The 11,086-nt window shown below is 67.7% G+C and carries 12 protein-coding genes; 10 read left to right on the forward strand and 2 right to left on the reverse strand.

What is annotated here, in order from left to right; all coding sequences use genetic code 11:
• Window positions 1–126 precede the first annotated feature (126 nt).
• The 7 genes from ACCQ12_RS06860 (at window position 127) to ACCQ12_RS06890 (ending at window position 5,661) form a co-directional block, all read left to right on the forward strand.
• Window positions 127–1,335 (forward strand): MFS transporter, encoded by a 1,209-nt coding sequence (locus ACCQ12_RS06860; RefSeq protein WP_372383236.1) that lies wholly within the window; start codon window positions 127–129, stop codon window positions 1,333–1,335.
• Window positions 1,336–1,613: 278 nt separating this feature from the next.
• Window positions 1,614–1,790 (forward strand): hypothetical protein, encoded by a 177-nt coding sequence (locus tag ACCQ12_RS06865; protein WP_372383237.1) that lies wholly within the window; start codon window positions 1,614–1,616, stop codon window positions 1,788–1,790.
• Between the two features lie 212 nt (window positions 1,791–2,002).
• A complete protein-coding gene (locus ACCQ12_RS06870; RefSeq protein ID WP_047693704.1) occupies window positions 2,003–2,458 on the forward strand; it encodes a PA2169 family four-helix-bundle protein in 456 nt (151 codons plus the stop codon).
• Between the two features lie 263 nt (window positions 2,459–2,721).
• On the forward strand, window positions 2,722–3,321 hold the full coding sequence (gene thpR / locus ACCQ12_RS06875) for an RNA 2',3'-cyclic phosphodiesterase (RefSeq protein ID WP_166743320.1): 600 nt from the start codon (window positions 2,722–2,724) through the stop codon (window positions 3,319–3,321).
• 45 nt (window positions 3,322–3,366) lie between these two features.
• Window positions 3,367–3,972, forward strand: a complete 606-nt coding sequence (locus ACCQ12_RS06880) for an HD domain-containing protein (protein WP_047693699.1) — start codon at window positions 3,367–3,369, stop codon at window positions 3,970–3,972.
• Between the two features lie 63 nt (window positions 3,973–4,035).
• A complete protein-coding gene (locus tag ACCQ12_RS06885; protein ID WP_047693696.1) occupies window positions 4,036–4,218 on the forward strand; it encodes an oxidoreductase-like domain-containing protein in 183 nt (60 codons plus the stop codon).
• 69 nt (window positions 4,219–4,287) lie between these two features.
• Window positions 4,288–5,661 (forward strand): virulence factor, encoded by a 1,374-nt coding sequence (locus ACCQ12_RS06890; RefSeq protein WP_104581575.1) that lies wholly within the window; start codon window positions 4,288–4,290, stop codon window positions 5,659–5,661.
• Between the two features lie 294 nt (window positions 5,662–5,955).
• Here ACCQ12_RS06890 and mprF read toward each other — a convergent pair whose 3' ends face one another.
• Entirely contained in the window at window positions 5,956–8,520 is a 2,565-nt protein-coding gene (mprF, locus tag ACCQ12_RS06895) for a bifunctional lysylphosphatidylglycerol flippase/synthetase MprF (RefSeq protein ID WP_372383238.1), read from the reverse strand.
• Window positions 8,521–8,782: 262 nt separating this feature from the next.
• Between mprF and ACCQ12_RS06900 the strand changes: the two genes are divergently transcribed.
• Genes ACCQ12_RS06900 through ACCQ12_RS06910 form a run of 3 tightly spaced genes read left to right on the forward strand, consistent with a single transcriptional unit; the run spans window position 8,783 to window position 9,854 of the window.
• On the forward strand, window positions 8,783–8,977 hold the full coding sequence (locus ACCQ12_RS06900; protein ID WP_372383239.1) for a hypothetical protein: 195 nt from the start codon (window positions 8,783–8,785) through the stop codon (window positions 8,975–8,977).
• 9 nt (window positions 8,978–8,986) lie between these two features.
• Window positions 8,987–9,496 (forward strand): DUF998 domain-containing protein, encoded by a 510-nt coding sequence (locus ACCQ12_RS06905; RefSeq protein ID WP_372383571.1) that lies wholly within the window; start codon window positions 8,987–8,989, stop codon window positions 9,494–9,496.
• Window positions 9,497–9,506: 10 nt separating this feature from the next.
• Window positions 9,507–9,854: a RidA family protein gene (locus tag ACCQ12_RS06910; RefSeq protein ID WP_039412318.1), complete on the forward strand. Its 348-nt coding sequence runs from the start codon at window positions 9,507–9,509 to the stop codon at window positions 9,852–9,854.
• 152 nt (window positions 9,855–10,006) lie between these two features.
• Here the strand turns inward: ACCQ12_RS06910 and ACCQ12_RS06915 are convergent, their stop codons facing one another.
• Window positions 10,007–11,077 (reverse strand): SAM-dependent methyltransferase, encoded by a 1,071-nt coding sequence (locus ACCQ12_RS06915; protein WP_372383240.1) that lies wholly within the window; start codon window positions 11,075–11,077, stop codon window positions 10,007–10,009.
• Window positions 11,078–11,086: the final 9 nt, after the last annotated feature.

The raw sequence follows: 11,086 nt of genomic DNA on the forward strand, positions 1-11,086 counted from the left end.
TGCGGGCATCCAAGCCGAGCGAACCGTGACCCGCGAGGCCTTGGCGCGGCATCGCTGTGACGTGCGGCCTTTCGTCGAATGCTGCATTGCACAATAATAAGCTGCCCCGTCATTCTGGAGTCGGGCATGTCCGATACCGAGCTGTCCGCGCCGCGCGTGCCGCGCCGCGATTACGTGCTGATCCTGCTCGCGCTGGCGATGGGCGGCTTTGCGATCGGCATCAGCGAATTTTCCACCATGGGCCTGATGACGCAGATCGCGCAGGGCCTGCAGATCAGCGAGCCGCAGGTTGGCCATGTCATCAGCGCCTATGCCTTGGGCGTGGTGGTCGGCGCACCGCTGCTGGCGATCCTGGGCGCGCGCTGGCCGCGACGCACCTTGCTGTTACTGCTGATGGTGTTCTACGCACTGGGTAACCTGGCCAGTGCGTTGGCGCCCGGCTACCGCGCCATGTTGGTGTGCCGCTTCATCGCCGGCTTGCCGCATGGCGCGTATTTCGGCGTCGCCTCGCTGGTGGCAGCCTCGATCAGCCCGCCCAACCAGCGCGCCACCGCCGTCGGGCGCGTGCTGCTGGGGTTGAGCGTTGCGTTGCTGGTCGGCAACCCGCTGGCGACCTGGCTGGGGCAGGTCGTCAGCTGGCGTTGGTCGTATGCCTCGGTCTCGGTCATCGCGCTGGGGACGGTGGCCGCGGTGGCCGCGCTGTTGCCGCCCGCACCGGATGAGCCGCGCCAGCAGCCGCTGCGCGAGCTGCGTGCGTTCAATCGGGCGCAGGTGTGGCTGGCCCTGGCGATCGGAGCCGTCGGGTTTTCAGGCATGTTCTGCGTTTTCAGTTATCTGGCGCCGACCCTCACTGCCGTTACCGGCGTGGCACCGGCACGCATTCCGCTGGCCATGGCGGCGTTCGGCGTCGGCGGTGTGCTCGGCAGCATTGCCGGCGGTTGGTTGTTCGACCGGATGCAGTTCCGTGCGGTGCCGGTGCTGCTGGTGTGGTCGATCGTGGTCATGTTGACCTTTCCGATGGCCGCGCATGCGGGGCAGTGGGTGTTCGTCTCCATCGTGGCAGTCGGCACGATGGGCGCGCTGGCGCCGGCCTTGCAGACGCGCCTGATGGACGTGGCGGCCGAGGCGCAGACGCTGGCAGCGGCCTCGAACCATGCCGCATTCAATACCGCCAATGCCCTGGGCCCCTGGCTGGGCGGCATGGCGATCACCGCTGGCTGGGGCTGGACATCCACCGGCTATGTCGGTGCAGCAACCGCGCTCGGCGGACTGTTGGTGTACGCATGTGCGGTGTGGCAGGAGCAGCGCCAGCGCAGCCTGGCGACCAACTGCTGAGCAAGTGCGCCGGGCGGCCGCACGCATCGCCCGGCGTGCACGGGCGCGCATCTCGATCGATGGCCTGCGCGTTGCGTGCTGCTGCATGCCACTCATCATCCCCGGCACTCGGCTGCACACAGACACGTGGCGCAAGGCCTCACTGCAGTGCCGTGCCTTGACGCGCGTGCTCGCTGTCGGAGCGGCGATGCCAACCGCGCATGCCAGCCACATCCACAGCCAACTCACGGTACGCGCCCGAGACTGCGCGCTTGACCACAAGCGAGCAGGACCGCGCCATGACCGACTTCACGCCACCGCCGTGGAAGCGCTCCAATCCGACGTCCAAACGCGCCTCGACGCCACTGACCGACGCCCAGAAGGCAGCGGCAAGACAACGCGCCGAAGCAGCCGGGCGGCCGTACCCGAACCTGGTCGACAACATGTGGGCCAGCCGGCAACCGAAAGGGTCTTGATGCGCCGTTGGCATCGATGAATCGCGATTCATCGGCCGCACGAACGCGTGAGGATGACGCCCACATTGCTCACATGTCGATTATGGGTGCGAGCCCAGGATGAGGCCGTACACAACGCAAGGCATCGCAATCAACGCATCGATTGCGCTTCTCCCCGAAAGCCGGCGCATTGCACCCCCGTGCAGCGCGGCCCATCCAACAAGGAGCGACACATGAGCATTCAGAGCAAGACCGAGCACAGCCTCAACGACCTCATCGCCATTTCCCGTGACGGCAAGGACTTCTACGACGAAGCGGCGTCCAAGGTGGGCGATGCAGAGCTTGCAACGTTGTTCCGCCGCATTGCCGGCGTCAAGACCGACATCGTGAGCAGCCTGAGCAGCGTGGTCACCTCGGTGGGCGGCACGCCGGAGCAGCACGGCACCATGGTCGGCAGCATGCAGCAGTTCTACGGCAAGGTCCGTGCAACGCTGGGCGATACCAAGTACGGCTACGTGGCCGAGCTGGAAGAATCGGAAGATCGTTTGCTGAAGGCGTTCGACGAAACCATTGCCGATGCAGACACGCCGGCCGCCGCGCGCGATGCCGCACTGCGTCTGCTGCCGGAAGTGCGCGCATGTCACGACGTGATGCGTAACCGCAAGCACGCGATGAAGAGCGCCGCATAAAAGCGCGGCGCGTCCGAAGTGCATCTGGGTTGATGCAGCTCCGGAGTAAACCGATACAGGCGGGAAACGGGTGGCGCAAGCTGCCCGTTTCTTTTTGTGTCCGATGCGAAGCGACAACGCGAAAACGCGCGATGGCGGTTCCACGTCAGTATCGCGTTCCACGTTGAAGCCGATGGCAGGCGGCGTATTCGCCGCGCGTCGTGTCTGCTAGTATCCGCCGCCCTTCTTCACCCAGGCCTGCGCAGGCGGTCGTGGACTTACCCATGAAGCAGCAGTTTCTGTATTTGTCATCGGCCGAAGCGCAGTTGTCGCTCGGTCTGGGGGAAGAAAAGACGACCGAGCGGCTGTTCTTTGCGGTGATGGCCGATGCGGACACTGCCGAACGCGCGAGTCGTATCAGTGAGGGCCTGCTGCAAGGCGGGGTCGATGGAAAGCCGCTATCACGCGACCGCCTGCATGTGACCCTGCACCATCTTGGCGACTATGCCGGGGGTTTGCCGCCGTCGCTGGTCAGCCGTGCCAGCCAGGCCGCCGACCGTGTGGCGTTGCAGGCGTTCGAGGTGGAGTTCGACCGGGTCGGTACCTTCGGTGGACGGCGGTCGCAACTGCCTTGCGTGCTGCGCGGCGAAGAGCGCGTACGCGGCCTGTACGAGTTGCAGGGCGCGCTGGGCCGTCAGCTGGCGCATGTGGGCATTGCCGGCGATGCCCAGTACACGCCGCACATGACGCTGCTGTATTGCAATCAGACCGTGCCGCAACGGCGCTGCGACGCGCTTGCGTGGACCGTGCGCGAGTTTGCGCTGGTACGCAGCTTCCTCGGCCAGTCGCGCTACCAGTTCGAAGGACGCTGGCCGCTGCGCTGAGCGCCTGTGTGTGGGACGCAGGCCCGGGTGCGATAGCCTGCACGGATGGACACTTCAACGCCCCTGCCGTTGCACGCCGATCACCTGGCCGCGCTGGAGCAGGCCTATGCCACGCCGCCGCGCGCCTATCACCACTTCGGCCACGTGCGCGCGCTGCTGCAGCACTATGCCGAGGTCGCCAGCGGGCCGGGCTGGCAGCAGCCGGCCGAGGTGTGGCTGGCGGTGCTGTTCCACGATGCGGTATATCAACCCGGGCGCAGCGACAACGAGACGCAATCGGCGGCGTGGGCGCTGGAATGCAGTGCGCGCTGGTGGCCGCAGGCCGCCGTGGATCTGCAGCGCGTACAGGCGCTGATCTTGCTCACTGCGCGGCACGGCCAGCTCGAGCCGCAGGACGTTGACCAGGAGGCGGCGCTGTTTCTGGATTGCGATATGGCGATCCTGGCGGCGCCGGCAGACGTCTTCGATGCCTACGACCGGGCGATTGCCGAGGAGTACCGCGGCCATGTCCCCGCGCTGCTGTTCCGGCTCAATCGCCGCCGCTTCCTGGCCGGCCTGCTCAAGCGTCCGCGCATCTTTCTCAGTGACTACTTCCACGCGCGCCTGGATGCTGCCGCGCGGGCCAACCTGCGGCGGCGCCTGGGCCGCTGAACTGTCCGCAGCGGGCGGTTCGCATCAACCGGGCGCTGCAGGTGCGCACGCTACAATGGCCGCATGCACGAGCGCGCCGTTTCCACCGCCGATCCACGTCCGCAACCGCCACAGGCGCCGGCCCCCAACGAGTGCTGCGAAAGCGGTTGCCCGTTGTGCGTGCACGATCTGTATGCCGAGGAACTGGCCCGCTACCGCCAGGCGCTGGCCGCCTGGGAAGCCCGGCAACCGCCGCAGGCGCGATAAGCGAAGCGCCACGCTTCGCGATGCCGCCTGGAACGATTATCTTTGGACCACTTTCCGCGATGGTGCGACATGCGACGACTTGAAATGTGGGGCGCGCTCTGCGGCGCGGCGGTGTTGACGCTGTCGGGATTGGCCGCCGCGCAGGCGCCTGAGCCGGTCACTCACGGCCGTTTCGAGCAGGTGCCGGTGCTGATGCCCAAGGGCGAACCGCAGCGGGTGGTGATCTGGTTCGCGGGCGCCGGCAATGCCGCAACGCGCCAGGCGCAGGTCGAGGCATTGCGCGACGACGGCGCGATGGTGGCGGTGGTGGATACCGCGCACCTCTACGCGGTGGTGCGCAAGGACGGCGGCGCCTGCGCGTTTTCGGTCGGCGACGTGGAGAATTTCTCCCGCTATGTGCAGGCCTTCTATCACATCCCCACCTATCGTCTGCCGCTGCTGGTCGGCGACGGCGAAGGCGCGGCGTTGGCCTATGCCATCGGCGCGCAGGCCAAGCCGCATGTGCTGGCCGGCGTGCTCACCGATGGCCTGTGCCCGGCGACGGTATCCGACCAGGCGATCTGCCAGCCGGGCGTGCGCCCGGGCAGCAACACGCTGGTGCCGTCGCCGTTGCAGATTCCGTGGGTGCTTGCCGGCAGCCAGGACAAACGGTGCCCTGCGGCGGCCGAGGCGGCCTTCATCAAACAGATCCCGCAGGCGCGCACCTTCACGCGCTCTGCCAAGGGCGACATCCTGCCGGGCCTGCGCGCTGCGGCGCGCTCGCTGGGCGAGCAGAAGGGCGTGGCGTTGCCGCCGCCGCCCGGTGGCCTGGCCGACCTGCCGGTGGTCGAGTTGCCGGCCAAGCCGGACGGCGACAGCGACGACGACACCTTCGTGATCTTCGTTTCCGGCGACGGCGGCTGGGCCGGACTGGATGAAGAAGTGGCCGACGCGCTGGCCGCGCAGGGCATTCCGGTGGTTGGCCTGGATTCGCTGCGTTATTTCTGGACCGAGCGCACCCCGCAGGGCTTTGCCACGGATCTGGACCGCATCGCGCGGGTTTATGCGCAGCGCTGGCAGCGCAAGCGCGTGGTGCTGATCGGCTTCTCGCAAGGTGCCGATGTGTTGCCGGCGGCGATCAACAAGCTGCCCGCGCAGACCAGGCAAAACATTCGTATGACCGCGCTGTTGTCGGTGGGCAAGCTGGCCGACTACGAATTCCACGTCAGCAACTGGCTGGGTTCGGACGACGAGGGCCTGCCGATCGCGCCGGAGGTGCAACGCCTGCCCGCCAGCACCACGGTCTGCATCTACGGCCAGGACGACGACGACGCGCTGTGCCCCAGCCTGCCGGCGCAGGCGGCCACGCGGGTGGCGCTGCCGGGCGATCACCATTTCAAGGGCGATTACGCGACCCTGGCCAAGGTGATCATGGAGCAGTTGCACGCGCTGTCGAAGCCGTAAAAGAGCAGGGCATCTGTGAGCTGGTTCGGCCCGACGCCGGGCCGGCGCAGGCCAATAACCCAGTCGTCGTCGTTCGGTTCGGCCTCCGTCCAGCCTGGCAGGCCCTCGGCATTTCTTTCCGCAACCGCCACCAATCGGTGGTGCTTGCACGGGTGCCGGTGTGGGACCTCGAGCGGCATGGATGCCGCGCCAGAGCCTGCATGGACGGACTTGCGGCGTGCCCCACGCCGGTACGCGTGCAAGCGGCCGCAGCAGACCAAAGCATTTGCGTAAAACCGCAGGTATCGAGCGGCCTTACTCCTGCCGGCCCGGATCCACCGAGATCAAGCGGGTGACATCCAGCAATGCGGCCGGCAGATGCATGCCGCCGGGCGCCACCAGATAGCGCGGGCGCCAGGTCGGGGCGAACTTCGACTTGAAGCGGCGCAGCCCGCTGAACCCGTAGAAGCGTTCGCCATGGCGTGCCACCAGGCTGGCGAAGCGGTTCCAGCGGCCGGCCAGGCGATGCTCGGCCAACCCGGACAATGGCGCCATGCCCAGCGAGAAGCGCTTGTAGCCGTTGGCCTGGCCCCACAGGAACAGCTCGATGAACAGGAAGTCCATCGTGCCCTTGGGGGCTTCGGCGCTGTGCCGCATCAGGTCCACCGACAGCTCGCCGCCGGCCGGCGCCCACCACACGTTGGCGAAGGCCACGATCCGGCCTTCCGCCTCGGCCACCGCCACCGGAAAACGGCGCAGGTAGTCGGCATCGAAGCTGCCCAGCGAAAAGCCCTTTTCTTCGCCGGCCTTTTCGTCCAGCCACTGCTCGGACACCTCGGCCAGGCGCGGCAACACCGCATCCACCTGGTCGGGCTGCAGCATGCGGAAGGTCAGGCCGCTGCGCTTGCCACGGTTCCAGGCCTGGCGCAGATCGGCGCGGTCGCGGCCCTCCAGGGTGAAGTTCTCCAGCGGCACGATCGCCTCTTCGCCCAGCTTGACCAGGGTCATGCCCATGTCCAGGTAGCTCTGCCAGTATTTCTCGCCCACCTGATAGAACACCGGACGCAGGCCCATGTGGTCGGCCTCCTCGCGGAAACGCCAGATCAGTGCGCGCGCCACTTCGGGCGGGCCCACCGGGTCGCCCATCGAAATCAGCGACCCGCCATAGCGCTGCATCATCACGAAGCCGCGGTTGCCCTCATCGAACAGGAACGCCTTGTCGCCGGTCAACGCCAGGCAGGCCTGGGTGTCGGTGCTGGTCTCCAGGATCGGCGCCAGCGCCTGCAGGGCCTGCGCATCGGCCGGCGGCATCGGCCGGCGGCCGCCGCGCAGCAGCCGCGCCATGCCGAACATGATCACGCCCACGCACAGGATCAGCGCCGCGCGCAGCGCACGCGGTGCATTGGCCGAGGTGGCGAACTCCCACCACAGATCGTTGCTGTATTCGACGTGGCTGTAGACGAAGAACAGCAGCCAGAACGTGGCCACCAGCACCAGGCCCAGGTTGCTCAACCAGCGCCAGGACCAGGCTTCGTCCAGCAGCGCGCCCTGGCGGTAGAACTCGCGGCGCGCCGCCCATAGCGCCAGGGCGGCCAGTGCGGCCGACAGCGACACCGAGATATGGCTGCCGCGCAGCAAGGCCAGCGGCGGCACCAGCACGCACACGCCCAGCGCCAGCATCCAGGCCGCGTGACTGCGGCGCTGCAGGCCCTGGCCGATCAGCAGCAGCATCATGCCGCCCAGGCTGACCAGCAGATGCGAGGTTTCGATCAGCGGCAATGGCGCCACTTCCTGGCGCGCACGCGGGGTGGGCAGGGTGCCGTCGATCATCAACGCCGCGCCCACCGCAAACACCGCCAGGGCCAGGATCTGTGGCAACCACGGGCGCAGCGCCTTCCACACCGTGCGTGCAGTACTGGCACTGGCGCGCACCGGTGCGCCCAGCCCCGAGGCGGCGGCCATGGCCACCGAAATCAGCAGCGGCACGATGTAGTAGGTGACGCGGTACGCCAGCGCTGCGGCCAACACGGCGGCAGGCGTCACATGCGGCAGCAGCTTGAGCAGGCTCCACTCGAACACGCCCAGTCCGGCCGGCACGGTGGAGATCAGGCCGGCGACCACCGCCACCAGCCAGATACCGATGAAGCCGAAGTAGCCGGTGCCCGGGTCCGGCGGCAGCAGCACGTAGAACGCCGCGGCGGCCAGGCCCAGTTCGACCACGCTCAGGGCGGTCACGCCGAGCACGGTGGTGCGGTCGGGCAGCCAGAAGCGATGGCTGCGGATGCCGAATTCGCGGCCATGTCTGCCCACCAGCACCAGCATGGCCACATACCCCACCAGCAAGGCGATGCCGGCGATGCGGATGGCGTCGGCGGTGATCGGCAAGGCGCGCGCGGCCGCTTCCGGTTCCAGCATCAGCGCCAGCCCGAGCAGGACCCAGGCGCCGAAGATGAAGCCCAGCGTGCTCATCAGCACCACCTGGCCGATCTCGGCCAGGGTCAGCCCGACGCTGCCATAGCCGCGCAGGCGCACGGCGCCGCCGGTGAGTGCGGCAAAGCCCAGGGTCTGGCCCACCGCATGCGCCATGAAGGCGGTGATGCCCACCCGCGCCGGATGCAGCCGCTTGCCGGTGCGCTTGAGCCCCACCCAGTCAAAGCCCACCAGGCATGCGTAGCTGCTCAACCCCAGCAGCAGCGTCAGTGCGATCTGCCCCGCACCCAGTGCACGGAACGCCTGGCGGATCTGGCGATACCCATGGTCGGTGAACTGCGCCGACAGCGCATGCAGCGCCATCGCCAGGATGGCCAGGCTGATGATGACCGGCAGGGCGCGACGCCAACCGCTGGAAGGCGCTTCGGTAGACACGGGGGTATCCGTCATGAGGGCAACGGGATCTGCATAAGAGGGAAGGAAGACGCATGCACGAGATGTGCCGCGGGCGCGGTGGGTCTGCATGGGCCGGACGGTTGGAGAAGCATGCAGCGTGATCGCGTCAGTGCCGAAACAGGGTGAACGCACGGCGCGATCGGGCCGGCACCTGTCGGCACGGGCCGGCCGCGCGCATCATAGGGCAAAGGCACACGCAGGTGCCGCAGGGGACACAGATGCACTGCACCACAGTTGGAAGGCAGACAGGCTACTGATGGGCACTCCGGACCTTGGCGCGCCGGCAGCGCCCATGTCGGCGGCAACGTCGCCGCCGCCGCACTGGAGCGGCCAGGCCGGTGCGCTTGCCGCCGGCGCCGGCAGCGCCTTCATCGGCCTGGTGGTGCTGCTGCAATGGCTGCGCGACGACCTGTGGTGGATCGATGCGCAACTGAGCGCCTATCTGCATTGATCCTACGGCCTGCTGCTGCGCACCGCGTATTGCCTGCTGGCGGCGGCAATGGCGTGGCTGGCGGCGGGCGTTTACGCGGCGCTGGCGCCGGTGGCACGCAGCCGCACGGTACTGGGCCTGTTCTGGTGTGCGGCGCTTGGCCTGTGCGCGGTGTCGATCGGCGACAGCTGGATGCCGCAGCTGGCGCCGGATGCGGCACCGATGGTGCACGTGCTGTCGGCGGACGCCACGTTCCTGTGCGTGATCGCTGCGGTCTTGCTGCAATCGTGGTATTTCCGCCGCGATCGGGCGTGGCGCGCGCATTTTTTCGGCGCATTCGCGTTGGGCTGGGCGGCGTTCGCGGCCTTGCTGTTCCATGTCACGGTCAGCGGCGCGCCGCTGGGCATCAGCCAGAAGATCGCCATCGTGCTGATCGTGGTCTGGATGGTGCGGGTCGGGCTGTGGCTGCGGCGCGTCGCGCGGGATGGGGCTGCACGCCTCGCGCATTCGCGGGACAATGGCCGGGTCCACCAACCGTAGGAAGTCAGAAATGCTGCAGCGATTCGATGCGGGTCCGCGTATGTCCGAGATGACCGTCCATGGCGGCGTGTGTTACCTGGCCGGCCAGATTGCCGAAGACACCAGCGAAGACATCACCGGGCAGACCCGCCAGGTGCTGGGCGAGATCGACAAGCTGCTGGCGCTGGCCGCCAGCGACAAGACCAAGATCCTGCGCGCCGAAATCTACCTGGCCGACATTGCCGATTTCGACGGCATGAATGCCGCCTGGGACGAATGGGTACCGCATGGCTTCACCCCGGCGCGCGCCACCGTCGAGGCCAGGTTGGCGCGGCCGGAATGGAAAGTGGAAATCGTGATCACCGCCGCGGCGGGCTGATCGCACGATTCGCCGCGGCGATCGAGCGGCTGCACGGGGCAAGGCGCCGCCCCGTGCACGGAAGTGCATGCACTGCGGTTCCGAGTGCGTGCCGCCTCCGATGCCCGCGACGCCAGCCATCACTGCACGCCTGTGCCAACCGCCGCGGACGATCAGCGCTTGACGAAGCGATAGTGCGCCACTCCCCATTCGCGGCCCTGGTCGTAGCCGAACAGTTCCGCGCAGGCCAGCCAGAACATGCGCCAGCGCTGCCACCACCGCTGCGCGTCGTCGCCATAGGTCTGGCGCAGCAACGGCATGATCTGGTCGCGGTGGCGGTCCTGGTTTTCCAGCCAGGCATTGGCGGTCTTTTCGTAATGCTCGCCCGACAGCACCCAGCGCTGTTCGATGACCACGTCCTGCTGGAAATGCAGCAGCGTATCGGCTGCCGGCATCAGCCCGCCGGTGAAGAAATGCCGCCCCATCCAGTTGTCTTCGCCGGCCACTTCGAACGGGTAGGCCAGATCGCGGTGGCAGAAGATATGCACGAACAACTTGCCGCCCGGCGCCAGCCAGCTGCCCACGCGTGCCAGCAGGTCGCGGTAATTGCGCATGTGCTCGAACATCTCCACCGAGACCACGCGGTCGAAGTTGCCGGGTGGCAGCGCCAGCGCGTTGACGTCGGCGGTGATCACCTGCACGTTGCCCAGGCCGCGGATGCGGCACTGCTCCAGGATATGCGCGCGCTGCGGGCGTGAGTTGGATACCGCCGTGATGGTGGCATTGGGGTAACGCTCGGCCATCCACAGCGTCAGCGAGCCCCAGCCGCAGCCCAGCTCCAGGATGCGCTGGCCGTCGGCCAGCTCGGCGCGCTCGCCGTACAGCGCCAGCATGCGTTCTTCGGCCGCATCCAGATCCGGCGTGCTCGCGTCCCAGTAGCAACTGCTGTACTTCAGCCGCTTGCCCAGGCACAGGGTGAAGAACTGCGGTGGCAATTCGTAGTGCTGGCGATTGGCCGCATCGGTTTCGATGGCGATGGCGCTGGCGCGCAGGCTGTCGATGAAGGTGCGCTGGCGCTCGCCGTTGGCATCGGCATCGTTACCGCGCTCATCGCGCAAGCGCTGCGCACACAGACGGCGGATGCCGTAGCGCAATGCGGCGTCGGGCAGCACCCCCGATTCGGCCAGGCGGGTGGCAAAGGCTTCTTCGGGCAGCGAGGAGGACGGGGCGGTGACGGTGGACATGCAACTCTC

It is taken from the genome of Xanthomonas sp. NCPPB 1068 (assembly GCF_041479385.2).
Lineage (GTDB): Bacteria > Pseudomonadota > Gammaproteobacteria > Xanthomonadales > Xanthomonadaceae > Xanthomonas > Xanthomonas cannabis.

What these genes read in the sequence shown, in the direction of transcription:
- ACCQ12_RS06860 (WP_372383236.1), top strand. Translation starts at nt 127, where the DNA reads ATGTCCGATACCGAGCTGTCCGCGCCGCGCGTGCCGCGCCGCGATTAC.
- ACCQ12_RS06865 (WP_372383237.1), top strand. Translation starts at nt 1,614, where the DNA reads ATGACCGACTTCACGCCACCGCCGTGGAAGCGCTCCAATCCGACGTCC.
- ACCQ12_RS06870 (WP_047693704.1), top strand. Translation starts at nt 2,003, where the DNA reads ATGAGCATTCAGAGCAAGACCGAGCACAGCCTCAACGACCTCATCGCC.
- thpR (WP_166743320.1), top strand. Translation starts at nt 2,722, where the DNA reads ATGAAGCAGCAGTTTCTGTATTTGTCATCGGCCGAAGCGCAGTTGTCG.
- ACCQ12_RS06880 (WP_047693699.1), top strand. Translation starts at nt 3,367, where the DNA reads ATGGACACTTCAACGCCCCTGCCGTTGCACGCCGATCACCTGGCCGCG.
- ACCQ12_RS06885 (WP_047693696.1), top strand. Translation starts at nt 4,036, where the DNA reads ATGCACGAGCGCGCCGTTTCCACCGCCGATCCACGTCCGCAACCGCCA.
- ACCQ12_RS06890 (WP_104581575.1), top strand. Translation starts at nt 4,288, where the DNA reads ATGCGACGACTTGAAATGTGGGGCGCGCTCTGCGGCGCGGCGGTGTTG.
- mprF (WP_372383238.1), bottom strand. Translation starts at nt 8,520, where the DNA reads ATGACGGATACCCCCGTGTCTACCGAAGCGCCTTCCAGCGGTTGGCGT.
- ACCQ12_RS06900 (WP_372383239.1), top strand. Translation starts at nt 8,783, where the DNA reads ATGGGCACTCCGGACCTTGGCGCGCCGGCAGCGCCCATGTCGGCGGCA.
- ACCQ12_RS06910 (WP_039412318.1), top strand. Translation starts at nt 9,507, where the DNA reads ATGCTGCAGCGATTCGATGCGGGTCCGCGTATGTCCGAGATGACCGTC.
- ACCQ12_RS06915 (WP_372383240.1), bottom strand. Translation starts at nt 11,077, where the DNA reads ATGTCCACCGTCACCGCCCCGTCCTCCTCGCTGCCCGAAGAAGCCTTT.